This window comes from Streptomyces sp. CC208A (genome assembly GCF_030010625.1).
GTDB lineage: Bacteria > Actinomycetota > Actinomycetes > Streptomycetales > Streptomycetaceae > Streptomyces.
This window is the reverse complement of the sequence record NZ_JASCXN010000002.1, coordinates 1-22852: the sequence shown is the minus strand read 5'-3', so window position 1 is coordinate 22852 and position 22852 is coordinate 1. Positions and strand designations below refer to the sequence as shown.

The following is a 22852-nucleotide window of genomic DNA, read 5'->3' as shown; positions in this document are numbered from 1 at the left end:
GCGGCGGAAGAACGGTCGAGTGCATGGCCCGCACCCTACGGGGTGGTCCGACCGGCCGACAACTCCCCCTCGCGCTCCGCGCCCACGGCCCCGTCCGACCCGGCGACCGGCTCCCCGGACGGAGCTTTGGGCGCGGCGGACTGGGCGATGAAGGCGCCGCCGAGGACGAGCGCGCCGCCGAGGAGCTGCGGCGCCTCCAGGTGCTCGCCGAGCAGCACCCAGGCGAGGACGGTCGCGACGACCGCCTCCAGGCAGGCCACGACACCGGCGACCTGCGGCGAGAGCCGGCGCACCGTGACGACGCCGGTGACGTACGCGAGGACGGTGGCGATCAGGACGATCCAGCCGAGCAGCAGCCAGGCCGGCACGGAGGTCCCGTCGAGGTCGGCCCGCCCGGCCAGGACCTCGCCGTCCATGCCCCACGGGCGGGCGACCGCGGTGAGCACGAGCGCGCCGATGAGCAGGCCGTACGCGATCACGCCGAGCGGATCGGCCGGTTCGGCCTCGTCGGTGCCCTGGTCGGAGAGGACGAAGTAGCCGACCTGGCAGCAGGCGGCGGCGAGCGCGAGGAGCAGCCCGAGGAGGTCGAGGCTCAGCCCGGACCAGACCTGGACGACGCAGGCGAGACCGACGACGGCGAGCACCACGCCCAGGGCGGCGGCGCGGGTGACCGGCCGCCGCTGGACGAAGCGGACCCAGCCGAGGACCAGCGCCGGGGCGAGGTACTCGATGAGCAGGGCGACGCCGACCGGGATCCGGGAGAGGGAGGCGAAGTAGAAGGCCTGGACGCCGGCGACGGCGAGCAGGCCGAAGCCGAGGAGCAGGCCGGGCTTGCGGCGCAGCAGGTCCCGGTGGCGCCAGGCCACGGGCAGCATGACGAGCGCGGCGCCGGCGACCCGGAGCCAGACGACGTGGAGCGGGTCGAGGCCCGCCTCGATCAGCGGCTTGGCCGCCACTCCCGAACCACCGAATGCGAAGGCCGAGGCCAGGGCGAGTCCCAGGCCGGCGCTTCTCCCCTGAGACGCGTGCATCCGGTCATGATGACAGGACCCGGTCAGGCGTGTAACCCCCGTCGCACCTGTTGAGACGGCGGCCGGGAAGCCCCCTCCCCGTCCCCGGAATTCAGCGCTCCGCCTCCCGCGCGCACACCTCCGTGGACGGCCCTTCACGGTCGAGGACGCCGACGGCGGAGGCCGTCGCGAGCGCGACGGCGCGGGCGCCCAGCGCGGGCGGTTCGATACCGGCGTGCCGCAGCACCTCGCCGGCCCGGCTGCCGGGGTCGGCGGCGAGCCCCGCGAGCAGGTCGAGCCCGCGGGGCTGCTCCTCGCCTCGGGCTGCGGCGCGGCGCAGGGCCTCCTCCAGGGCGGCCGCGGCCGCCGGTGACCAGCGGGAGGTGCGGCGCGGCGTCCCTTCCCCCGCCCGGGCGGCGGGCAGCGGGCGCGGGGCGCCCTCGCCCTCGGCGGACCGCTGCCAGCGGAGCCCGTATCCGATCGAACGCTGGACGAGGTAGCCGAGGACCCGCGCGACCCGCTCCTCGCCGTCGAAGGCGGCGCGGGTCTCCGGGTCGGACTCGACGAGCGCGTGCAGGAGGTGGGCGGTGTCGACCTGGCGGTCGCCGTCCCGCAGGGCCCGGCGGCGGGCGGCGCCGAGCACGGTGGCGAGCAGCGGCGCGGGCCCGGCGGGGGCCGGGGGCGGGACGGGGCGCGACGGGACGGGAGGGTGCACCCTTCCACCTCATCAGCCGCGCCCGCCCGGGTCATCCCACGGGAGAACCATGTCCGCGTCCCACCGGAGTCGTGCGGGCGCGCGCGGCTCCTCCTCCTCGGGGAGGAGATCCGGCCGGTTTCCCGTAAGAGGGGCGCGCCGCCTTGCCTTCGGCCCGGGACGCAACCACGGGCCGCCGTCGCGCGTCCTTCCCCCGTGTTCTGGATGGTGGGTCTGCGCGCGTGCGACGGCCGGCAGTTCGTGTACCGGGTGTACGCCCCCCGGGAGGCGCTGCCGGGCGATCTGTTCTGGGCCGCGTTCCACCGCCACGAGGACGACGGCGGTCCCCGGGTGTCGGACTCCTTCGACGCGGCCGAGATCCGGTGGGTCGGGGGCACGGACCCGACCCTCGCAGAACTGACGGTTCATCAGTATTGAATGTTCACGCCCCTGCGGCTACGTTCCGCGACACCAGAACCCAGCGGGCACGCGTGAAGGGGTGGTCGTCATGGCCGAAGTCAGCGCGGAGGCACGGATCGAGGCACCGGCGGGGAAGGTGTGGGAACGCCTCACCGACTTCGGTTCGTACGGGGAGTGGAACGCCACCCACACCAGCTTCCCGGGCGGCGGCCCCGAGACCCTGGCGACCGGGTCCACCTTCACCGAGAACATGAAGCTGATGGGCTTCCCGGCCGAGGTGCTGTGGACCGTCGAGGAGCTGGAGGACGGCCGGGTCCTCGCCATCCGGGGCAAGGGGCCGATGGGCGTGGTCGTCGGCACCCGCTACTCGCTCGCCGACGAGGGCGGGGCGACGACGGTCCGCATCGACGGCGAGTTCACCGGCGCGGCGGTCTCGCTGATGGCCGGGAAGCTCAAGGACTCGGCGACGGCGGCGCTGAACGAGTCGCTGCGCAAGCTCTCCGGCCTGGTCGCCTGACCCGGACGCACACGAGGCGGGCCCCTCGGCGGCACACGCCGCCGAGGGGCCCTTCACAGTCTCCGCCGCGGCTCAGCGCCCGCCCTCAGTGCCCGCCTTCAGTGCTCGCCTTCAGTGCTCGTCGGCGAGGATCAGGTACAGCTTCTTCCGTGCCTCGTTGATGACCTCGACGGCCTTCTGCCGCTGCTCGGAGCTGCCGGTCTTCCAGACCTGCCCGAACGCCTCCATCAGGCCGAAGCCGGCCTGCCGGATCTCGTTGACGGCCTCCCAGTCGACGCCGCGGCCGGCCTCCTCCCAGGGGGCGTCCGGCGCGGCCCCGGCCTCCTCGCGCCCGGCGTCGGTGAGCGAGAAGAGCTTCTTGCCGCCCTCGCTCGCGCTGACGATCAGGCCCTCGTCCTCAAGGAGCTGGAGGGTCGGGTAGACCGAGCCGGGGCTGGGCCTCCAGGCCCCGCCGCTGCGCTCGCCGATCTCCTGGATCATCTCGTAGCCGTGCATCGGGCGGTCCTTGAGCAGCGCCAGGATCGAGGCGCGCACGTCACCGCGCCGCGCCCGCCCCCGGCCACCGCCCCGCCCGCGCCCGAAGGGCCCGCCGAAACCGGGCCCGCCGCCGAAACCGGGCCCGAAGGGCCCGAAGGCGGCCCGCCGCCCCTCGAAGTCGCCCCGCGGCCCGGGCCCGCACATCCCGCGCCCGGCACCGCGGCCCTGACCGAACTCGTATCCGTGTCCGTGGTCGTGTCCATGTGAACGCATCGCAACGCTCCTTCCGCGAGATTCCTTCACTGAACTGTCGCGATGCTTCAACGATATATCGGAACTGTTCGATGAACAACCCACCGGGCATCCGCCCCGTGAAAGACGAAATCCGGGGCCATCCGTTCCGGATTGGCCTTGGTCCGCCCCTTCCCGCCGCCGGTACGGTCCGGACCATGCGCATCCGAATCGTCGACGCCTTCGCCGACCGCCCCTTCTCCGGCAACCCCGCCGGCGTCCTCCTCCTCGACTCCTTCCCCGACGACTCCTGGCTCCGGCAGGTGGCCGCCGAGGTCAACCTCTCCGAGACCGCCTTCGCGCATCCGCTGCCCGCGGGCGGCGAGGCCGACTGGGCGCTGCGCTGGTTCACGCCGACGACCGAGGTCGACATGTGCGGCCATGCCACCCTCGCCACCGCGCACGTCCTGCGCACCACCGGAGCGGCGTCAGGTCCGGTCCGCTTCGCCACCCGCTCGGGCGTCCTCGGCGCCGCCCCCGAGGCGGACGGCGGCATCACGATGGACTTCCCGACCTCCTCGCTCACCCCGCTGCCGGTTCCGGACGGCCTGCTGGAGGCGCTGGGAGCCGAGATCGTCGCCGTCCACGGCACCGCCGCCCACATCGGCGACCTCGTCGTCGAGCTCCGCGACGAGGAGGCCGTCCGGGGCCTCGCGCCGGACCTCGCGGCCCTCAAGGCCCACTCCTCGCGCGGCGTGATCGCGACGGCCCGTGCCGCCGACCCCGGCTGCGGCTACGACTTCGTCTCGCGCTGCTTCTTCCCCGCCATCGACATCGCCGAGGACCCGGTCACGGGCAGCGCCCACACCGCGCTCGCGCCGTACTGGTCGGCCCGCCTCGGCCGCGACGAGCTCACCGGCTTCCAGGGCGGCGCCCGTACGGGCCTGGTGCGCACCCGTCTGCGCGGCGACCGCACCCTCCTGACCGGCCACGCCGTGACCGTCATCGACGGTGAGCTGCACGCCTGACGCACCGCACCGCGTACGGCGGAGGGGCGTACGGCTCCGATGCCGTACGCCCCTCCGTGTCCCTCCCGCCGGATCTCACAGCGTGGGCAGCCAGTCCACCTTCCCCGCCAGCAGCCCGTAGCCGACGAAGGCCACGATGTCGAGGAGTGCGTGGGCGACCACCAGCGGCCCCACCCGCTTCCAGCGGCGGTAGAGCAGCACGAAGACGACGCCCATCACCACGTTGCCGATGAAGCCGCCGACGCCCTGGTAGAGGTGGTACGAGCCGCGCAGCACCGAGCTCGCCACCAGCGCGGCCATCGGCGACCACCCCAACTGCCCCAGCCGGCGCAGCAGATAGCCGACCACGACGACCTCCTCCAGGACGGAGTTCTGCACCGCCGAGAGGATCAGGACCGGGTACTTCCACCACACCTCGGGCAGCGACTCCGGCACCACCGTGAGGTTGAAGCCGGAGGCCCGGGCCGCGAGGTAGAAGGCGAGGCCCGCGCTGCCGATCCCGGCGGCCACCAGCGCGCCGCGCCCGAGGTCGGACCAGGGCCGGGTGCGGTCGAAGCCGAGGTCCCGCATGCCGGAGCCCTCCCGCATGAGCAGGTGGGCGACGAGCAGGACCGGCACGAGGGCCGTGGCGATGCCGAAGAGCTGCCAGGTGAGGTCGAGCCAGGGGCGGCCGGGGGCGTACGAGCCGTTGAGAGTGGCGGCCTGCTCCTTGAGCGCGCCGGGCTTGGTCAGCGAACCGATGAAGCTGATGAGGGAGGAGACCCCGCTCGCCCCGAGCGAGAGCGCGAGCACGATGAGGGTCTCGGAGCGCAGCACCCGGCGCGGCGGCCCGCCCGGCGGTGGGGAAGCGTCCACGATCCGTTGTTCCGCCACCACACCCGTCTCCCGTTCCCGTCGCGACCGCCCCGGGACCGGCCCACGGCCCCGGTACGACGATCATGCGCGACGGCACCCCCGGTACGCCATCCAGGGGTCCGGCGGACGTCCTTCCACCCCCGCGGCCCGGCCCGCCTCTCCCTCCCCTCACCTGCCCCACCACCGACCGCCCGGCCCTCCACGCCCGTTCCCCGGGCCGCCTCTCCCCCCCTCACCGGCCACCCGGCCCGGCGTCCCGCGCCCCGGGCGCTCCTCACGCCCCCGCGACCCCCACCGGCCAGGTGTGCACCGGCTCGCCCTCCAGCATCAGCTCCCGGTAGCGCCGGGTGGTCGCCGCAAGGGCCGCCTCCCGGTCGAGACCGGTCTCCAGGGCCCGGTGGAAGGTGTCGGCCTGCCAGGACGCCCCGTTCACCCGGCGGCGGCACCGCTGCTCGATGACGCCCAGGTAGAAGTCTCGGTCCGCCGGGTCGACGCGCCAGGCGTCGAGCCCCGCCGCGGCCAGCGGCAGCAGTTCGTCGAGGACGAGGCGTACGGCGGGCTGGGTCGCGATCCCGCCCGCGCGCCCCGGCCGGGGCCAGCGCAGCTCCGCCTCGATGCCGTACCGGCAGGCGGCGTCGAAGTTCGCCTCGGCGTCCTCGAAGGCCATCCGCCGCCACAGCGGGCGCGGGTCGTCGGCGAGGGCTCGGACGAGCCCGTAGTAGAAGGCCGCGTTGGCGAGGACGTCGGTGACGGTCGGGCCCGCGGGCAGGACCCGGTTCTCCACCCGCAGGTGCGGGACGCCGTCGGCCCACCCGTAGACCGGCCGGTTCCACCGGTAGACGGTGCCGTTGTGCAGGACGAGCTCCTTGAGCTGCGGCACTCCGCCGTCGTCGAGGACGCGCAGTGGGTCCTCCTCGTCGCACAGCGGCAGCAGCGAGGGGAAGTAGCGCACGTTCTCCTCGAAGAGGTCGTACACCGAGTCCACCCACCGCTCGCCGAACCAGGTGCGCGGCCGGACCCCCTGGGCCTGGAGCTCGGGCGGGCGGGTGTCGGTCGCCTGCAGGAAGAGCGGCGGGCGGGACTCGCGCCACACCTCGTGGCCGAAGACGAAGGGCGCGTTGGCGCCCAGGGCTATCTGCACGCCGGCGACGGCCTGGGCGGCGTTCCAGACGGCGGAGAAGCGGGCCGGGGTGACCTGGAGGTGGAGCTGGACCGAGGTGCAGGCGGCTTCCGCGATGATCGACTCCGAGGTGTGCCGGAGCCGTTCGACGCCCTGGATGTCGAGGGCGATCTGTTCTCCGCGGGCGGCGAGTATCTGGTCGTTGAGCAGGGCGTAGCGATCCGCCGAAGAAAGGTTCTCGAAGACGAGCTCGCGCTGGGAGAGGGTCGGCAGTATGCCGATCATGACGACCCCGGCGTCGACTTCGGCGGCCTTGCGGTCGGCATATCCGAGGCCGGCCCTCAGCTCTTCCGCGAGCCGGTCGAAAACGTGGCCGGCGAGTCGGCGCGGCGCGATGTTCACTTCCAGGTTGAACATTCCGAGTTCGGTCTGGAAATCGGAGCTCGCGATCTTTTCGAGGACGGCCTCGTTCAGCATCCTCGGAAGGCCGTCGGGGCCCGCGAGATTGAGTTCGATCTCCACGCCCATGAGGTTCCGCGGGCGGTCGAACCGCTGCTCCGCGAGGAGCCGGGCCAGCGCCGCCAGACACTGCTGGAGCTTGCGCCGGTACCGCTGCCGGTCGGCCGGGCCGAACCCGTCCGTCACGACCTTCTCCCCCATCGAGGCGTCCCTCCGCGTGGGCGGCCACCGGGCGGGGCCGCGCGTACGGACGATGATGCCCACACCGCTGATCGACAACGCCTGCGTTTCCGGCCGCTCCGCGGATGGTTCCACGGATAGTCTGGTACGAACCTGTCCGTCGCGCACGCGGCCCTCCGTATCCGGACCGGCCGACGACATATACCAATGTCATATCGCCTCTCCGGTGCGGACCGGACGGCTCTCGGAATTCGGACGTCCGGCTTGCCGGGGAATGCGAGGACGGAGATCCTGTCTTCGCCCCGATTCCCCTCCGCGACTCCTCGCGGACGACCTGATGGAGCCTTGTCAGGAATATCGTCGGGGTCTAGCGGAAACACTCTGTGAACACGCGTCGTATAAACTCCGCGGACGAGACGGAGCGCCGGTGACGGCCATGCCCGCACGGCCCCCGCTCCGCCCCCGCCGCCGACAGCGCCGTCGTACCTGCTCCGTGCCCCCGTATCACCGTGTCTCCTGAGCGAGAGGCGACCCACACGATGCTCCGATCCTCCCCGGCACCCGCGCCGGCCCTCCGCAGTGTCCTGGCGGCACTCGGCTCGCCCACGGCCGTACGCGAGGCCCGCACGCCCGCCCTGCGTGCCGCCTCGGGACCGCTGAGTCCCGAACTCCCCCTGCCCGTCCACGTGCTGAGGATCTCCGACGCCGCCGGCCAGGCGCCCGGCACCCGGCTCGTCGGCTGGCGCTTCCTCATCCGCAGCGGGGACCGGGCGATCGCCGCCGCGGACACCATGCTCACTCCGGACGGCTGGTCCTTCTCGCACTTCTTCGAGGGGCCGTACGTCGCCGCCACGGAACGGGCACTGGCCCAGGCCGAGGCGCTGCCGGGCACGTACCAGCCACGGCTGCTCTCGGTCCCGGAGCTGTACATGCTGACGCTGTGGCTGCACGCCGAACCGGACCCGGACGGTACGGAACCGGGCGCCGAGTCCGCCGACGTCCTCGTGCCGCTCGCCCCCGCGCCGCCCGGCATCGCCGCCAACCGCCCCTACCGGGTGGCCGATCTGCTGCCCGTGCTCAGCACGCGCCTCACGCCGCCGCCGCTGCTCGGCTCCGCGGCGCCCGCCTGACCCGGCCCCCACGCACCGCCCCGTGACCCCGCCGGGTCACGGGGCGCACTGTTGTCCGGGAAACCGCGTCCGAACGCAGCCCCGAACACCCCTCCCGTACGGACTAGCCCGCTCGGGCCACCCCGAACCACCCGAAAAGGCGGGGGTGTTGACCTGAACCGCCCCTGCGGGTGATGCGTCTTCCCAGGAGCGGACGAGCTGACGCGAAATCCCTGCGGAAGGCCGTCCGTGCGGCAAGACTGGGACCGGAACCGAGCCGACCGACGGGGGCGGTTATGAGCGCCAAGAGCCGCAGGACATCCACCACGACGCAGCGAAAGAACCCACCCATGTGCCAGCACCAGCCTGCCTGTCCCACCGCCGACTCCGCCGACCGTGAGGCCGCCCGCCCTGTGGCGTGCCACCCGGAGCAGGGGTGGAGCCTGCTGTGCAACGGTGTCCTCCTCTTCGAGGACACCGGCGAACTGCTGCCGGACGGGCAGATCATCGCTCCGCACCGGCTGCTGACGGCGGGCCGGGTGACGACGGCGGCCTGAACCGCCGCCCGGACACGACCGAGGGCCGGCCCGGAGGAGACTCCGGACCGGCCCTCTGTCACGCCTGCCGTCAGTGGTCGTACTCGTCGAGCGGCGGGCAGGAGCAGACCAGGTTCCGGTCGCCGAAGGCGCCGTCGATGCGGCGGACCGGCGGCCAGTACTTGTCGGCGGCCGAGACTCCGGCGGGGAAGACCGCCACGTCGCGGTCGTAGGCGTGGGCCCACTCGCCGCCGAGCGCGGCCGCGGTGTGCGGGGCGTTGCGCAGCGGGTTGTCCTCGGCCGGCCACTCGCCGGAGGCGACCTTCTCGATCTCGGCGCGGATCGCGATCATCGTGTCGCAGAAGCGGTCGAGCTCGGCCAGGTCCTCGGACTCGGTCGGCTCGATCATCAGCGTGCCGGCCACCGGGAAGGACATGGTCGGCGCGTGGAAGCCGTAGTCGATCAGACGCTTGGCGATGTCGTCGACGGTGACGCCGGTCGCCTTGGTCAGCGGCCGCAGGTCCACGATGCACTCGTGGGCGACGAGCCCGGCCGGACCGGTGTAGAGCACCGGGTAGTGCGGCTCCAGGCGCTTGGCGATGTAGTTCGCCGCGAGGACGGCGACCTGGGTGGCGCGCTTGAGGCCCTCGCCGCCCATCAGGCGGACGTACGTCCAGGAGATGGGCAGGATGCCGGCCGAGCCCCACGGGGCGGCCGAGATCGGGCCGACGCCGGTCTCCGGGCCCGCGGTGGGCTGGAGCGGGTGGTTCGGCAGGTACGGGGCGAGGTGCGCGCGCACGCCGACCGGGCCGACGCCGGGGCCGCCGCCGCCGTGCGGGATGCAGAAGGTCTTGTGCAGGTTGAGGTGCGAGACGTCGCCGCCGAAGTGGCCCGGCTTGGCGAGGCCGACCAGGGCGTTGAGGTTGGCGCCGTCGACGTACACCTGGCCGCCGGCCTCGTGCACGGCCGCGCAGATGTCGGCGACGTGCTCCTCGAAGACGCCGTGCGTCGACGGGTAGGTGATCATCAGCACGGCGAGCTCGTCGCGGTACTGCTCGATCTTGGCGCGCAGGTCCTCGACGTCGACCTCGCCGTCCTCGGCGGTCTTCACGACGACGACCTTCATGCCGGCCATCACGGCGGAGGCGGCGTTGGTGCCGTGCGCGGAGGACGGGATGAGGCAGACGGTGCGCTGCTCGTCGCCGTTGGCGCGGTGGTAGGCGCGGACCGCGAGCAGACCGGCCAGCTCGCCCTGCGAACCGGCGTTCGGCTGGATCGAGACCTTGTCGTAGCCGGTGACCTCGGCCAGGCGCTCCTCCAGCTCGGTGATGAGCGTGACGTAGCCCTGGGCCTGCTCGATCGGAGCGAAGGGGTGGATCTGGCCGAACTCGGGCCAGGTGACCGGCTCCATCTCGGTGGTCGCGTTCAGCTTCATGGTGCAGGAGCCGAGCGGGATCATGCCGCGGTCGAGCGCGTAGTCGCGGTCGGCGAGCTTGCGCAGGTAGCGCAGCATCGAGGTCTCGGAGCGGTGCGCGTGGAAGACCGGGTGGGTCAGGTACGCGTCGGAGCGCAGCAGTCCGGCCGGGAGGGCGTCCTCGGTGACGGCGTCCAGGGCCTCGATGTCCGCGGTGACGCCGAAGGCGCCCCAGACGGCGGCGAGCTGCTCGCGGCCGGTGGTCTCGTCGCAGGAGACGGAGACGTGGTCGGCGTCGACGCGGTACAGGTTGACGCCGGCCTCCCGGGCGGCGGCGACGACGGCGTCGGCACGGCCGGGCACGCGGGCGGTGAGCGTGTCGAAGAAGGCGCCCTGGGTGAGCTCGACGCCACCCGCGGTGAGGCCGGCGGCGAGGATCGCGGCGTACCGGTGGGTGCGCCGCGCGATCTGCTTCAGGCCGTCCGGGCCGTGGTAGACGGCGTACATGCCGGCCATGACGGCGAGGAGCACCTGGGCGGTGCAGATGTTGCTGGTGGCCTTCTCGCGGCGGATGTGCTGCTCGCGGGTCTGCAGGGCGAGGCGGTACGCCTTGTTGCCGTCGGCGTCGACGGAGACGCCGACGAGCCGGCCGGGCAGCGAGCGGGCGTGCTTGTCCTGGACGGCCATGTAGCCGGCGTGCGGGCCGCCGAAGCCCATGGGGACACCGAAGCGCTGGGTGGTGCCGACGGCGATGTCGGCGCCGAGCGAGCCGGGCGAGGCGAGCAGGGTGAGCGCGAGCAGGTCGGCGGCGACGGTCACGACCGCGCCGAGCTCGTGGGCGGCGTCGATCAGCGGCTTGATGTCGCGGACCGCGCCGGAGGCGCCCGGGTACTGGAGGAGCACGCCGAAGACACCGCGCTCGGCGATCTCGGCGGGGATGCCCTCGCTCAGGTCGGCGACGACGACCTCGACGCCGGTGGGCTCGGCGCGGGTCTCGATGACGGCGATGGTCTGCGGCAGCGCGTCGGCGTCCACGAGGAAGACGCCGTTCTTGACCTTGCCGACGCGGCGCGCGAGCGACATGGCCTCGGCGGCGGCGGTGCCCTCGTCGAGGAGGGAGGCGCCGGAGGTCGGCAGGCCGGTGAGGTCGGCGACCATCGTCTGGAAGTTGAGCAGCGCCTCCAGGCGGCCCTGCGAGATCTCCGGCTGGTAGGGCGTGTACGCCGTGTACCAGGCCGGGTTCTCCATGACGTTGCGGAGGATCACCGGCGGGGTGAAGGTGCCGTAGTAGCCGAGGCCGATCATCGGGGCGAGGACCTGGTTGCGGCCGGCGAGGGCGCGCAGCTCGGCCAGGACCTCGGCCTCGGTGCGGGCGCCGGGCAGGTCCAGCGCCTCGGCGTTCTTGATGACGTCCGGCACCGCGGCGGCCGTCAGCTCGTCGAGCGAGCCGTAACCGACCTGGGCGAGCATCTTGGCCCGCGCCTCGGCGTCGGGTCCGATGTGCCGCTGCTCGAAGGGAATGCCCTGTTCGAGCTCGGAGAGCGGAGTGCGGTTGGCGGTCATGATGCGGGGGCCTCCTGGTCGTCACGACCTGCGAGGGGCACCGCGGCGCGGGTGCCCGGACGGCCTCCCCCTCTGTCATCTCAACCTGAGAGCTTCACCGGCACGCCCGGGGGCACGCCGGCTTTCACCGTCGGTGAGAGCGGATGCCGTCGGACCTCCGCCCTGCTTTCCAGAGTGACCTCGCCCGCGCGGTACCGGGTGCCTGAGAGATTCCGGGGAGGATTTGCTCCTTCGGCGCCACCGGAAACGTTCTCCGGAGGACTCTCCCGCACGGTGTCGACAGCCACAGCCAGCCTACCAGCGCGGTTGTGCGTGCCATCGCTCAAGTGGCCGACATCCCGGATGTGCCCTTTCGTAGGGGTGTAGAGCAGTTGCGACCAGTTGGAGGGACCGTGCAGACCGACATCGATCCGCGCAGCCTGATCGGCCGCAAGGCGTTCGACCGGAACGGGCACAAGATCGGAACCGTGGACGAGGTGTACCTGGACGACGCCACCGGCGTCCCCGAGTGGGCCGCCGTCCGCACCGGCCTGTTCAGCAGGGACGTGTTCGTCCCACTGGAGCCGAGCGAGCTGGCCGACGACGGCCTCCACGTCCCCTTCGACCGCTCCCTCGTCAAGGACGCCCCGGACTTCGGCGTGGGCCGCCACCTCTCCCCCGAGCAGGAGCTCCAGCTCTACCGCCACTACCAGCTGACGCTGCCTCCCCCACCGGACGACGTCCCCGACTTCGGCCGGCTCGCCGGACAGGACGACACCGTGTAGGGCCCGTTCACCCGTCCCCCTGGAGGGCCGGGGCGGTCTCCTCCGCCCCGGTCACCCCGCCGGGCACCAGCGGCAGCGGATCCGCCGGCTCGAGCTCCGGGTCGTCCACCGCGAAGGTCCGCACCCGCCCCGGAGCCGTACCGCCGGGCTCCTCGAAGCGGACGGTGACCCGGCCGAGTCCGCTGCCCTGCACCCAGCCGGCCCCGAAGGCCGCGTGCCGGACGTCGTGGCCGGGCGCCCACCGTCGCGTCGCGGTCTCCGTGGCCGTCGGCGGCGCGGCCACGGCCACGACGGCCGCCGCGGCCCCCCGAGCCCCCTCGGGCGTCTCAACCCCCGTCTCCGCCTCCGTGACGGCCTCCGTCCTCGTGACGGCCCCGGCCTCGGCCTCCGTCCGAGCCTCCGCCTGGGCCTCCGCCTGGGCGAAGAGGTCCTCCTGCGTGTAGTCGGCGAGGCCGCTCACACCGACCCCGAGGAGCCGCACCCCGCCCGTGGTGTCCACGAGCTCCAGGAGGCGCTCCGCGGCCTCCCGCACCACCAGCGGGTCGTCCGTCGGCCCCCGCAGCGTCTCGGACCGGGTCAGTGTCGAGAAGTCGTACCGCCGCACCTTCAGCACGATCGTCCGCCCCGAGTGCCCCGCCTCCCGCAGCCGCGCCACGCACCGCTCCGCCAGCCGCTCCACCTCCAGCCGGATCCGCAGCCGGTCGTGCAGGTCGATGTCGAAGGTGTCCTCCACGGAGACCGACTTGGCGTCCCGCTCGGCCACCACCGGCCGGTCGTCGTGCCCGAGCGCCATCCGGTACAGCGAGGCCCCGTGCGCCCGCCCCAGGATCCGTACGAGCTCGTCCTCGCCGGCCTCCACCACCTCGGCGACCGTGGTGATCCCCGCCCGCCGCAGGTGGTCGCCGGTCGCCGGCCCCACGCCGGGGATGATCCGCACCGACCGGGGAGCGAGCAGCGCCCGCTCGGTCCCCGGTTCGAAGAGCACGAGCCCGTCCGGCTTCGCCTCCTCCGAGGCGATCTTCGCGAGCATCTTGGACCCCGCGAGCCCCACCGACCCGGTCAGCCCGGTCGTCGCCCGGATCTCGGCCCGCAGCCGCTCCCCCACGGCCCGCGCGCTCGCGCTGTCGTCCGCCAGTCCCCCGGCCTCCAGGTCCACGAAGGCCTCGTCGAGGCTGAGCGGCTCCACCAGCGGCGACAGCCGCCCGAGGAGCCCCATCACCTGTCCGCTGATCGCCCGGTAGAAGGCGAAGCGCGGCACCAGATAGGCCGCGTTGGGCGCGAGCCTGCGCGCCTGCGCCATCGGCATCGCCGAGTGCACGCCGAAGCGCCGCGCCTCGTACGAGGCGGTGGCGACCACACCGCGCGGCCCGAGCCCGCCCACCACCACGGGCTTTCCGCGCAGGCTCGGCTTGGACGCCTGCTCGGCGGCGGCGAAGAAGGCGTCCATGTCCAGGTGCAGGATCGTGGGGGCGGCTCTCACGTCTCCGATGCTGCCTCACGCCACTGACAGTCGCCGGTGCGGGCACCGGCCGCCCGCCCTGGAGGGAAGGGTTCCTCAGACGGCCCGGTCGCGCCGGCGCCGCGCCAGCTCGTCCTGCGGGTTGTGCCCGACGAGCGTCTCGCCGGTGTCGACGCGCTCGCCGTGCAGCTGCGACAGTGCCGCCTCGACGTCCCGCCAGACGACCCCCACCGCGATGCCGAAGACCCCCTGCCCGCCCTGGAGCAGGGAGACCACCTCGTCCGGCGAGGAGCACTCGTAGACGGTCGCCCCGTCGCTCATCAGCGTCATCCGCTCCAGGTCGCGGAAGCCGCGGGCGCGCAGGTGCTGCACGGCGGCCCGGATGTTCTGGAGGGCGACGCCCGTGTCGAGGAAACGCTTGACGATCTTCAGGACGACGACGTCGCGGAAGCTGTACAGCCGCTGTGTCCCGGAGCCGTACGCGGGCCGCACGCTCGGCTCGACGAGCCCGGTGCGCGCCCAGTAGTCCAGCTGACGGTAGGTGATGCCGGCGGCCGCGCAGGCCGTGGGGCCGCGGTATCCGATCGCCTCGTCCGCCGCCCCGGCGCTCGTCCCCGGACCGAAGTCGCCCCCACTGCCGTGAAGCGGATACGGAGCGGTCTCCCCGGACACACGTCCGAGCGAGCTCCCTGCCGTACCGTCCGCGCTGCTCATCACGCCGACCCTCCGTCCTTGACCTGCCCACTCGAAGGTAGGCAGTCACCAGGGGTGCGTCAACGATCGCCACACTCGGCACGCCGAGTGATAATCACCCGAAGAGTGGTTTCACGTATCCCGATCCGGGAAAGGCTACTCGAATGCCTCGAATGTGCTGACAGCGCTCCCCGGCCGCCCTCTCCCGCCTCCGCACCCCTCACCGGCGGCCTCCGTCACCGGCTCAGCCGGTCACTGGCTCCCGAAGTCCTCCGGCGAGATCTGGTCGAGGAATTCGCGGAACTTCTCCACCTCGTCCTCCTGCTCGTCGGGAATCGCGATGCCTGCGTCGTCGAGGACGCCGTCGCTGCCGAAGATCGGCGAACCGGTCCGCAGCGCCAGGGCTATCGCGTCGGACGGCCGCGCGCTCACCTCCACGCCGCTGGCGAAGACCAGCTCGGCGTAGAAGACCCCGTCCCGCAGGTCGGTGATGCGGACCTGGGTGAGCTCCTGGCCCACGGCCTCCAGCACGTCCTTGAAGAGGTCGTGCGTCAGCGGCCTGGGCGGAGCCATGCCTTGCTGGGCGAAGGCGATCGCGGTCGCCTCGCCGGGTCCGATCCAGATGGGAAGGTACCGGTCGCCTCCCACCTCGCGCAGGAGCACGATCGGCTGGTTGGAGGGCATTTCCACCCGGACACCCACAACGTCGAGCTCGTTCACACAGCAACCCTAGGACGTGCCCGGCCGGTTTGGATAGTCGGGCCCCCGCTCAGGGCCGTGCCCGGGCTCCCGCTCGGGCCCCGCTCGGCACCGCGGGAGCCCTTCCGGAGCCACCCGCGGACGTCACTGCAGGCGGATGCCGAGCGCCGTCTGCACCAGGGCGGCGTGCAGCCGCACCGACAGCTGGGCCAGCTCGGCGGCCGTGTCCTCGGCATGGGCCCGGGTCTGCGGGTTGCGATGGCGGCGCAGCGGCGCGACGACCTGCTCGATGAGCCCGGCCTCCCGGTCCGCCGAGGCCTTCACGCCCCGCAGGTGCCGCGGTTCGAGCCCGAACCGCCCGAGATCGGCCACGATCCGGGCCACGCCGACGCTCTCCGCGTCGTAGCCGCCGCCCTCGCTCTCGCCGATCAGGCCGTAGGACTCCCACTCGGCCAGCTCGGCCTCGGTGACCCCGGCCGCGGCGATCAGCTCGGCCCGGCCCAGCCGTGCGGCGGCCGGCCGCTCACCCTCCCCCTCGTCCGGGGGGCCGTCGAGCAGGCCGTCCAGCAGATCCCGGCGCCGGCCGGGCGCCGGGAGCTTCACCTGCTCGCCCCGGGCGAGGGCGTCGAGGTGCTCCCTGATGACCTTCAGGGGAAGGTAGTGGTCCCGCTGCATCCGCAGGACGGCGGCGAGCCGCTCCACGTCCTGCGGGCTGAACTTCCGGTACCCGGAGGCCGTACGGCGGGGCTCGACGAGCCCCTCGGCCTCCAGGAAACGGATCTTGGAGATCGTCACTTCGGGAAACTCGTCCCGCAGCTGGTTCAGCACGGTGCCGATACTCACCAGCCGGTCGCCCGCGGTGGCGGTGCCGGATCCGGCACCGCCCGTCGGTGTTCGCACCATGGACCTTTCCTGAAGGATCTCCGAGGCGTCACACGCCTCGCTGGCTCGCGTAGAAGACCAGGCGGTACTTGCCGATCTGCACCTCGTCGCCGTTGTTGAGCACGACCGAGTCGATCGGCTCGCGGTTGACGTAGGTGCCGTTGAGGCTGCCGACGTCGGAGACGGTGAAGGTGCCGTCCTGGCCCCGGCGGAACTCGACGTGCCTCCGGGAGACCGTGAAGTCGTCCAGGAAGATGTCGCTCTGCGGGTGACGGCCGGCCGTCGTCAGCTCACCGTCCAGGAGGAAGCGGCTGCCCGAGTTCGGGCCGCGGCGCACCACGAGGAGCGCGGAGCCGGGCGGCAGCGCCTCGACGGCCGCCAGGGCCTCGGCGGACAGCGCCGGCATCGCGATCTGACCGGTGGTCTCCGCGTCGTACGCCTCGAGACCCGAGATCGAGATCGTCGACGTCGTCTCGGAGGGACGCTCCGCGGCGACCCCGCCCCGCAGCGGCGTGCCGCAGTGGGAGCAGAAGCGGCTGTCCGCCGCGTTGCGGTGACCGCACCTCGTACACACCGGCATGGACGCGTCCTCCTGCCGCGGCTGCCCCGCGGAGGTCTGGGTCGCGTACGGGTCGGGGGTGAACCCTCCACCCGTACTTGAGGTTGATGGTTCACCGAAACCTATGCGCGCGGCACCGGCAGGGTCAACAGACAACGCGCCCTGAGCGCCCGGAATGTCACCGCCCGGGCCACCGACCTCGTCACGGAAGAGCGGACGCTCGCCGCCCTGCTCCTCGCTCTGGGCATGGCGCGACGCGCGGTGTTTGGCGTTGCCGCCGTCCTCGCGTGCGCTCTTGCCGAACAACTTCGCAAACAACTTCACGGGCGATTCCCCTTGACCGAAACAGACCCGCCCGTGGGGCAGGACGAACCGAGATCCATCACACCTGCCGACCCGGACACCTTCACAACGTCCGTATCCTCTGGACAGTTTCCACCACGCACCACCCTTGTGGTGCGCCGACCCCCCGCAACGCTCCAGCCCATGTCGCGGGACCCCCCGCCCCCTCTCTCACGGGGAGGACGACCGAGCGTAGTCAGGCCGCTTCGCGGGTCGCAAGGCGTCGACGACGATCTTCGTCGACCGCTCCACCGTGGCCGTGGCCTGCTCCTTCTCGAGGGTCTGCACGACTCCACCGGGGATGTTGAGCGCGGGCTCGAGATCCTCGGGCTTGCCGATGACCTTGAAGACGTACGGAGCGGCCACCGGCGTTCCATCGATCCGCATGTCATCACCGCTGCCGGTGAAATAGCTGTCCGCGACCACCCGCACCCCGTCGACCTGGATCGCCTCGGCGCCGGCCGCCCGCAGCTCCTGGATGGCGTCGAGCAGCATGTCGGACTCGACCGCGCCCACGGGGTCGGTCACGGTCAGCGTGATGCCGGGGCCCTCGGCGGCGACCGTACCGGCCAGGATCCCGAGCTGCCGCTCCTTCTCCTGCGTCTGCCGGCGGGCCTCCTCGGCCTGGTCGGAGCTGGACTCCAGCTCGGACCGCTGCTTCTCGAGGCGCGCCTTCTCGTCCTCCAGGCGCTGGGTCCGGTCGTCGAGCTCGTCGAGGATCCGTACGAGGTCCTCCTGCCGGGCTCCGCGCAGGGCGCTGCTCTCGCTGGTCGAGGAGACCTGGATGGCGAGGCCGAAGCCCAGGCAGAACAGCAGCAGGGCGACGACGAGCTGGGCCCGCGTCACCCGCGGCGGCCACAGGGCGTCCGCGAGTCGCCGGCGCCCGCTCGGCGCGTCCCCGGCACCGGCGCCGGCCGCCGGGGCGGGCACAGCCGCCTCGGGAGCGGTCTCACCGCCCTCCACGGGCCGCGCCCCCGGTTCCGGGTCCTTGGAGAGCCTGGGCGTCCCGGAAGCCTCGCGCGGCTCCCCCGTCTCCGCCTGCTCGGGCTTCACGTCCTGCTCGGGCTTCTCACCCGTATCCGGCGTGTCCGGCTTCTCGTCCGGCTCCGGCTTCTCGTTCGGGTTCACACTCATCGGCCTCACGCCCGGAAGACATGGCGGCGGATCGCGGCCGCGTTGGAGAAGATCCGGATGCCGAGCACGACCACGACACCGGTGGACAGCTGCGCGCCGACGCCGAGCTTGTCGCCGAGAAAGACGATCAGCGCGGCCACGACCACGTTCGACAGGAAGGAGACGACGAAGACCTTGTCGACGAAGATCCCGTCGAGCATGGCCCGCAGGCCGCCGAAGACCGCGTCGAGGGCGGCGACCACGGCGATCGGGAGATAGGGCTCGACGACCGCCGGGATCTCGGGCCGGACCAGCAGTCCGGCCACGACTCCGACGATCAGACCCAGTACGGCGATCACGATGTTGCCTTCCCCTTGTCGGCCGTGGCCCGGCCGGTCGGCGTCGTCGCCCCGGCCCCCCTCGGCTCTGCTGTACGTACGATCAGGCTCGGCGCGGCCGGCAGCCGCAGGTCGCCCTCGGCCGAGATGCTGCTGCGGATCCCGAAGTTCTCCACGAGGGCGTGCAGGTACTGCCCGTCCGCACTGTCCTGGAAGGCGGTGCGGAGCCGCTGTCCGTCCCCGACGGCGAGGACGGTGTACGGCGGCACGAGCGGCCGGTTGTCGACGAGGACCGCGTCACCGGCGGCCCGGATGGCGGAGAGCGAGGTCAGCCGCTGGCCGTTGATCGACACGGCCTCGGCGCCCGACTCCCACAGCCCGTTGACGACCCGCTGGAGGTCGCGGTCCCGCACCCGGCCGGTGTCGGAGAAGCCGGCGCTCTCGCGCGGCCCGCCGCCTCCACCGTCGGAGCCCTTGGCGTCGTCGACGACGAGCTTCACCCCCGGGCCGCTCACGGGAACGGCCCCGGACAGCAGGGCGACCAGTTCCGCCTGGTCGCCGCCGTGCTTCTCGAGCGCCGCACGCTGCCGTTCGCCGACCTCGGCGCGGATCCGCTCGATGTCCTGTTCCAGCTTGTCGGCGGACTCGTCCTCGTCCTCGATCCGGTCGATGAGCTCCTGCCGCTCCTTGGCGACGACGGGGGCCGAGATCCGGGCCTCGGCCGCGCCCACGGTCACCACGGCGGCGGCCAGCACGAGACCGGCCGCGAGGCCGAGCTGGGCCCGCAGCGGCTTCCGCGTCGGGCCGCCCTCGGCCTCGCGCCGGGCGGTCGCCTCCGCGTACCCGTCGTCCAGCGCGTGGTCGATGACGTTGTTCAGCAGCGACATCGACGCGTCCGGGCGCGGGGGCGGAGATCCTGTGCTCCGAACGGGGGGCTGCTGCGACATGCCGCACATCGTCGCACGTCGTACGCCCTACCACCGAATGGCCCCTGGGAAAGGCCGGGCGGCCCCGTCGCACCGCCGCCCGGCCCCGGTCCGCGTCCTGGTCAGCGACCCGCGCTCTCGACCACCCGCGCCCACTCGTCGAGCAGCGCCTGTGCGGAGGTGTCGTCGGGTCCTTCCGCCCACAGATGGGTGACGGCCTCGGCGGGGTCCGGAAGGACCATCACCCACCGTCCGTCGGCCTCCACGACCCGCACGCCGTCGGTGGTGTCCACCGACCGGCTGCCGGCCGCCTCGACCACCCGCCGCATCACGAGCCCCTTCACGGCCCACGGTGTGGCGAGGTCCCGCTTGATGACGTGCGCCCGCGGGATGCGGGCGTCGATCTGGCTCAGCGTGAGCTGCGTCCGCGCGACCAGACCGATCAGCCGCACGAAGGCCGCGGCCCCGTCGAAGACGCTGCTGAACTCGGGCACGATGAACCCGCCGCGCCCGTCCCCACCGAAGATCGTCGAATCCTGCCGTCCGACCCGGGTCAGGTCGTCGGGCGAGGTGGTCGTCCACTCGACCTGGGTGCCGTGGTACGCGGCCACCTGCTCGGCGATACGGGTCGTGGTGACCGGCAGCGCGACCCGGCCGGACCGGCGCTCGGCCGCCACCAGGTCGAGCATCACGAGCAGCGCCCGGTCGTCCTCGATGATCCGGCCCCGCTCGTCGACGAGCGACAGCCGCTCGCCCACCGGGTCGAACCGCACGCCGAACGCGGCCCGCGCCGACGCCACGATCTCGCCGAGCCTGACCAGCCCTGCCCGCCGTCTCTCGACGGACTCGGTGGGCCGCGACTCGTCGAGTCCCGGGTTGATGGTCAGCGAGTCCACCTGGAGCCGCCCGAGCAGGCTGGGCAGGACGAGCCCCGCGCTTCCGTTGGACGCGTCCACGACCACCTTCAGCCCGGCCTCCGCGATCCCGGACGTGTCGACGTTCCGCAGCAGGGACCCGGTGTACGAGTCGAAGACGCTCGCCGGGAAGGACAGGTCGCCGATCTCTCCGGGGAAGGCCCGCCGGTATTCCTGCCGCGCGTACACCCGGTCCAGCTTCCGCTGCCCGGCCTGCGACAGGTCCGCGCCCCGCTCGTCGAAGAACATGATGTCGACGGAGTCCGGCACCCCGGGAGAGGTACGCACCATGATCCCGCCGGCGCTTCCCCGCGCGGTCTGCTGCCGGGCCACCGGCAGCGGCACGTTCTCCAGGTCCCGCACGTCGATGGCGCTGGCCTGGAGCGCGGAGATCACGGCCCGCTTGAGCGCGCGGGCACCGCGCGAGTGGTCACGGGCGGTGGTGACGGTGGCGCCCTTCTTCAGGGTCGTCGCGTACGCCCCGGCGAGCCGTACGGCCAGTTCCGGCGTGATCTCGACGTTGAGGATCCCGGACACCCCGCGCGCCCCGAAGAGGTGGGCCTGCCCACGGGACTCCCAGATCACGGAGGTGTTGACGAAGGCACCGGCCTCGATGGTCTTGAACGGGTAGACCCGCACGTTGCCCTGCACGATCGACTCCTCGCCGATCATGCACTCGTCGCCGATGACGGCCCCGTCCTCGATCCGGGCCGCCCGCATGACGTCGGTGTTCTTGCCGATGACGCAGCCGCGGAGATTGCTCTGCTGTCCGATGTAGACGTTGTCGTGGACGACCGCCTTGTGCAGGAACGCCCCGGTCTTCACCACCACGTTGGAGCCGACGACGGTGTGCTCGCGGATCTCGGCGCCGGCCTCGACCTTGGCGTAGTCCCCGATGTACAGCGGCCCCCGCAGCACAGCGTCGGGATGCACTTCCGCGCCTTCGGCGACCCAGACGCCGGGCGAGATCTCGAAGCCGTCGATGTCGACCTGGACCTTGCCTTCGAGGACGTCCGCCTGTGCCTTGACGTAGCTCTCGTGGGTGCCGACGTCCTCCCAGTAGCCCTCGGCGACATAGCCGTAGATCGGCTTGCCCTCTTTCATGAGCCGTGGGAAGACGTCACCGGACCAGTCGACCGGAACATCGGCCTCGACGTAGTCGAAGACCTCGGGCTCCATGACGTAGATGCCCGTGTTCACGGTGTCGGAGAAGACCTGCCCCCAGGTCGGTTTCTCCAGAAAACGCTCGACCTTCCCTTCCTCGTCGACGATCGTGATGCCGAATTCCAGCGGATTCGGCACCCGTGTCAGACAGACCGTGACGAGGGCGCCCTTCTCCTTGTGGAAACGGATCAGGTCGGTGAGGTCGAAATCGGTGAGGGCGTCCCCCGAGATCACGAGAAAAGCGTCGTCCTTCAACGCTTCCTCGGCGTTCTTCACACTGCCCGCTGTGCCGAGCGGCTTTTCCTCGTTGGCATAGGTGAGCTCCATCCCGAGCTCTTCGCCGTCGCCGAAGTAGTTCCGGACGAGCGACGCGAGAAACTGCACGGTGACGACGGTCTCGTTGAGACCGTGCCGCTTGAGCAGTCTCAGGACGTGCTCCATGATCGGCCGGTTCACCACCGGCAGAAGAGGCTTGGGCATGCTCGAGGTCATGGGGCGAAGGCGGGTTCCTTCGCCACCGGCCATCACGACGGCCTTCATGTCGGAAGCGTCCTCCTTGAAGAGACGACGGTCCTGCCGACCAAACCTGTCCGCTCACTCGCCCTCGGACGTCCTCGTTCCTGCCGGCGACGCTGCACGGCACGGGACGGACGGGCTCAATCGGCCGCGGTATCCGCCTTCACGAGTCGGCGGACCTGGACCACGTAGAGGATCCCTGCCCACCAGTAGAGAGTTGTACCCCATCCGGCGAAAGCCCATCCGAAAACTTCAGCGAGTGACGCCAGCCAGCCGGTTCCGTCACTGAGAAGCAGCAACGGGAAGGCGTACATCAAGTTGAAAGTCGCAGCTTTCCCGAGGAAGTTCACCTGCGGCGGCGGGTAGCCGTGCCGGCGGAGGATTCCCACCATGACCAGCAGCATGACTTCGCGCGCCAAAAGGACGGCGGTCAGCCACAGTGGCAAGATCTCGCGCCAGGTGAGGCCCACCAGCGTGGACAGGATGTAGAGCCGGTCGGCGGCCGGATCCAGCAGCCGGCCGAGGCTGCTGATCTGGTTCCACCGCCGGGCGAGTTTGCCGTCGAGGTAATCGCTGACGCCACTGAGCGCCAGGACGACCAGGGCCCAGACGTCACTGTTGGGCCCGCCGAACTCCGGCCGGAGGATGAGCCACAGGAACAGCGGCACGCCGACGAGGCGCGCCATGCTGAGAATGTTGGGGATGGTGAGGACCCGGTCCGTCTGGACCTGAGTCTCCTGGACCTCCACCCGGGGGCCTCCTGCTGGGAACGGTACCGACGTTGACCCCTGACCTTACCTTCCGCCCCCACCGCCCCCGGCCACCGGGTCCGCCACCCGTCCCCGCCCGCTTCCAGGGGAAATGACCAGT

22 protein-coding genes and 1 riboswitch are annotated in these 22852 nt (G+C 72.2%); of the genes, 6 read left to right on the top strand and 16 right to left on the bottom strand.

Annotated features, from left to right (window positions below; translation table 11 throughout):
• Positions 1 to 35: 35 nt before the first annotated feature.
• Together QK442_RS02375 and QK442_RS02370 are read right to left on the bottom strand one after the other, a co-directional pair.
• Positions 36 to 1031 carry a DMT family transporter gene (locus tag QK442_RS02375; RefSeq protein WP_282692078.1) on the bottom strand — a complete coding sequence of 332 codons (996 nt, stop codon included), beginning with the start codon at positions 1029 to 1031 and terminating at the stop codon, positions 36 to 38.
• A gap of 91 nt (positions 1032 to 1122) precedes the next feature.
• A complete protein-coding gene (locus QK442_RS02370) occupies positions 1123 to 1665 on the bottom strand; it encodes a Clp protease N-terminal domain-containing protein (protein WP_282692447.1) in 543 nt (180 codons plus the stop codon).
• Between the two features lie 255 nt (positions 1666 to 1920).
• Between QK442_RS02370 and QK442_RS02365 the strand changes: the two genes are divergently transcribed.
• Both QK442_RS02365 and QK442_RS02360 read left to right on the top strand, forming a co-directional pair.
• Positions 1921 to 2142 carry a hypothetical protein gene (locus QK442_RS02365; RefSeq protein WP_282692077.1) on the top strand — a complete coding sequence of 74 codons (222 nt, stop codon included), beginning with the start codon at positions 1921 to 1923 and terminating at the stop codon, positions 2140 to 2142.
• Between the two features lie 70 nt (positions 2143 to 2212).
• The gene (locus QK442_RS02360) at positions 2213 to 2641 is read left to right on the top strand and encodes an SRPBCC family protein (RefSeq protein WP_282692076.1); all 429 of its coding nucleotides are present in this window, start codon (positions 2213 to 2215) and stop codon (positions 2639 to 2641) included.
• Positions 2642 to 2752: 111 nt separating this feature from the next.
• On the opposite strand, the gene QK442_RS02355 is transcribed toward QK442_RS02360, so the two are convergent.
• Positions 2753 to 3391, bottom strand: coding sequence for a PadR family transcriptional regulator (locus QK442_RS02355; RefSeq protein ID WP_282692075.1), 639 nt, complete (start codon positions 3389 to 3391; stop codon positions 2753 to 2755).
• A gap of 176 nt (positions 3392 to 3567) precedes the next feature.
• Between QK442_RS02355 and QK442_RS02350 the strand changes: the two genes are divergently transcribed.
• Entirely contained in the window at positions 3568 to 4377 is an 810-nt protein-coding gene (locus QK442_RS02350; RefSeq protein WP_282692074.1) for a PhzF family phenazine biosynthesis protein, read from the top strand.
• A gap of 75 nt (positions 4378 to 4452) precedes the next feature.
• Here the strand turns inward: QK442_RS02350 and QK442_RS02345 are convergent, their stop codons facing one another.
• Together QK442_RS02345 and QK442_RS02340 are read right to left on the bottom strand one after the other, a co-directional pair.
• A complete protein-coding gene (locus QK442_RS02345; protein ID WP_282692446.1) occupies positions 4453 to 5235 on the bottom strand; it encodes a CPBP family intramembrane metalloprotease in 783 nt (260 codons plus the stop codon).
• Between the two features lie 271 nt (positions 5236 to 5506).
• Positions 5507 to 7012, bottom strand: a complete 1506-nt coding sequence (locus QK442_RS02340; RefSeq protein WP_282692073.1) for a glutamate--cysteine ligase — start codon at positions 7010 to 7012, stop codon at positions 5507 to 5509.
• Between the two features lie 518 nt (positions 7013 to 7530).
• Between QK442_RS02340 and QK442_RS02335 the strand changes: the two genes are divergently transcribed.
• On the top strand, positions 7531 to 8121 hold the full coding sequence (locus QK442_RS02335) for a hypothetical protein (RefSeq protein ID WP_282692072.1): 591 nt from the start codon (positions 7531 to 7533) through the stop codon (positions 8119 to 8121).
• Between the two features lie 329 nt (positions 8122 to 8450).
• Entirely contained in the window at positions 8451 to 8657 is a 207-nt protein-coding gene (locus tag QK442_RS02330; protein WP_282692071.1) for a DUF5999 family protein, read from the top strand.
• A 70-nt stretch (positions 8658 to 8727) separates the two neighbouring features.
• Here the strand turns inward: QK442_RS02330 and gcvP are convergent, their stop codons facing one another.
• On the bottom strand, positions 8728 to 11613 hold the full coding sequence (gcvP, locus tag QK442_RS02325; protein ID WP_282692070.1) for an aminomethyl-transferring glycine dehydrogenase: 2886 nt from the start codon (positions 11611 to 11613) through the stop codon (positions 8728 to 8730).
• 179 nt (positions 11614 to 11792) lie between these two features.
• A riboswitch (glycine riboswitch) is annotated at positions 11793 to 11892 on the bottom strand.
• 113 nt (positions 11893 to 12005) lie between these two features.
• On the opposite strand from gcvP, the gene QK442_RS02320 reads away from it, so the two are divergent.
• Positions 12006 to 12377: a PRC-barrel domain-containing protein gene (locus QK442_RS02320; RefSeq protein WP_282692069.1), complete on the top strand. Its 372-nt coding sequence runs from the start codon at positions 12006 to 12008 to the stop codon at positions 12375 to 12377.
• 7 nt (positions 12378 to 12384) lie between these two features.
• Here the strand turns inward: QK442_RS02320 and QK442_RS02315 are convergent, their stop codons facing one another.
• The 10 genes from QK442_RS02315 to QK442_RS02270 all read right to left on the bottom strand — a co-directional run bounded on the left by QK442_RS02315 (position 12385) and on the right by QK442_RS02270 (position 22731).
• Complete coding sequence (locus tag QK442_RS02315; RefSeq protein ID WP_282692068.1) at positions 12385 to 13857, bottom strand: DNA polymerase IV; 1473 nt, start codon at positions 13855 to 13857, stop codon at positions 12385 to 12387.
• Positions 13858 to 13932: 75 nt separating this feature from the next.
• A complete protein-coding gene (locus tag QK442_RS02310; RefSeq protein ID WP_282692067.1) occupies positions 13933 to 14550 on the bottom strand; it encodes a MerR family transcriptional regulator in 618 nt (205 codons plus the stop codon).
• Positions 14551 to 14781: 231 nt separating this feature from the next.
• A complete protein-coding gene (locus QK442_RS02305; RefSeq protein ID WP_030492457.1) occupies positions 14782 to 15249 on the bottom strand; it encodes a bifunctional nuclease family protein in 468 nt (155 codons plus the stop codon).
• A gap of 123 nt (positions 15250 to 15372) precedes the next feature.
• On the bottom strand, positions 15373 to 16131 hold the full coding sequence (locus tag QK442_RS02300) for a MerR family transcriptional regulator (protein ID WP_282692066.1): 759 nt from the start codon (positions 16129 to 16131) through the stop codon (positions 15373 to 15375).
• A gap of 28 nt (positions 16132 to 16159) precedes the next feature.
• Entirely contained in the window at positions 16160 to 17101 is a 942-nt protein-coding gene (locus tag QK442_RS02295) for an FHA domain-containing protein (protein WP_282692445.1), read from the bottom strand.
• 81 nt (positions 17102 to 17182) lie between these two features.
• A complete protein-coding gene (locus QK442_RS02290; RefSeq protein ID WP_282692065.1) occupies positions 17183 to 18154 on the bottom strand; it encodes a DUF881 domain-containing protein in 972 nt (323 codons plus the stop codon).
• Positions 18151 to 18483, bottom strand: coding sequence for a small basic family protein (locus QK442_RS02285; RefSeq protein ID WP_030492461.1), 333 nt, complete (start codon positions 18481 to 18483; stop codon positions 18151 to 18153). Before QK442_RS02285 ends, QK442_RS02290 begins: the two co-directional genes overlap by 4 nt.
• Positions 18480 to 19409, bottom strand: a complete 930-nt coding sequence (locus QK442_RS02280) for a DUF881 domain-containing protein (protein ID WP_282692064.1) — start codon at positions 19407 to 19409, stop codon at positions 18480 to 18482. The genes QK442_RS02285 and QK442_RS02280 overlap by 4 nt, the downstream gene beginning before the upstream one ends.
• Before the next feature lie 101 nt (positions 19410 to 19510).
• A complete protein-coding gene (locus tag QK442_RS02275) occupies positions 19511 to 22006 on the bottom strand; it encodes a mannose-1-phosphate guanyltransferase (RefSeq protein WP_282692063.1) in 2496 nt (831 codons plus the stop codon).
• A gap of 116 nt (positions 22007 to 22122) precedes the next feature.
• Positions 22123 to 22731 carry a CDP-alcohol phosphatidyltransferase family protein gene (locus QK442_RS02270; RefSeq protein ID WP_282692062.1) on the bottom strand — a complete coding sequence of 203 codons (609 nt, stop codon included), beginning with the start codon at positions 22729 to 22731 and terminating at the stop codon, positions 22123 to 22125.
• Between the last annotated feature and the right edge of the window lie 121 nt (positions 22732 to 22852).

Bases quoted from the DNA above. Each gene is read 5' to 3' on its own strand.
- gcvP (WP_282692070.1), bottom strand. From the start codon at position 11,613: ATGACCGCCAACCGCACTCCGCTCTCCGAGCTCGAACAGGGCATTCCC.
- QK442_RS02310 (WP_282692067.1), bottom strand. From the start codon at position 14,550: ATGAGCAGCGCGGACGGTACGGCAGGGAGCTCGCTCGGACGTGTGTCC.
- QK442_RS02360 (WP_282692076.1), top strand. From the start codon at position 2,213: ATGGCCGAAGTCAGCGCGGAGGCACGGATCGAGGCACCGGCGGGGAAG.
- QK442_RS02335 (WP_282692072.1), top strand. From the start codon at position 7,531: ATGCTCCGATCCTCCCCGGCACCCGCGCCGGCCCTCCGCAGTGTCCTG.
- QK442_RS02350 (WP_282692074.1), top strand. From the start codon at position 3,568: ATGCGCATCCGAATCGTCGACGCCTTCGCCGACCGCCCCTTCTCCGGC.
- QK442_RS02330 (WP_282692071.1), top strand. From the start codon at position 8,451: ATGTGCCAGCACCAGCCTGCCTGTCCCACCGCCGACTCCGCCGACCGT.
- QK442_RS02300 (WP_282692066.1), bottom strand. From the start codon at position 16,131: ATGGTGCGAACACCGACGGGCGGTGCCGGATCCGGCACCGCCACCGCG.
- QK442_RS02355 (WP_282692075.1), bottom strand. From the start codon at position 3,391: ATGCGTTCACATGGACACGACCACGGACACGGATACGAGTTCGGTCAG.
- QK442_RS02280 (WP_282692064.1), bottom strand. From the start codon at position 19,409: ATGTCGCAGCAGCCCCCCGTTCGGAGCACAGGATCTCCGCCCCCGCGC.
- QK442_RS02375 (WP_282692078.1), bottom strand. From the start codon at position 1,031: ATGCACGCGTCTCAGGGGAGAAGCGCCGGCCTGGGACTCGCCCTGGCC.
- QK442_RS02340 (WP_282692073.1), bottom strand. From the start codon at position 7,012: ATGGGGGAGAAGGTCGTGACGGACGGGTTCGGCCCGGCCGACCGGCAG.
- QK442_RS02275 (WP_282692063.1), bottom strand. From the start codon at position 22,006: ATGAAGGCCGTCGTGATGGCCGGTGGCGAAGGAACCCGCCTTCGCCCC.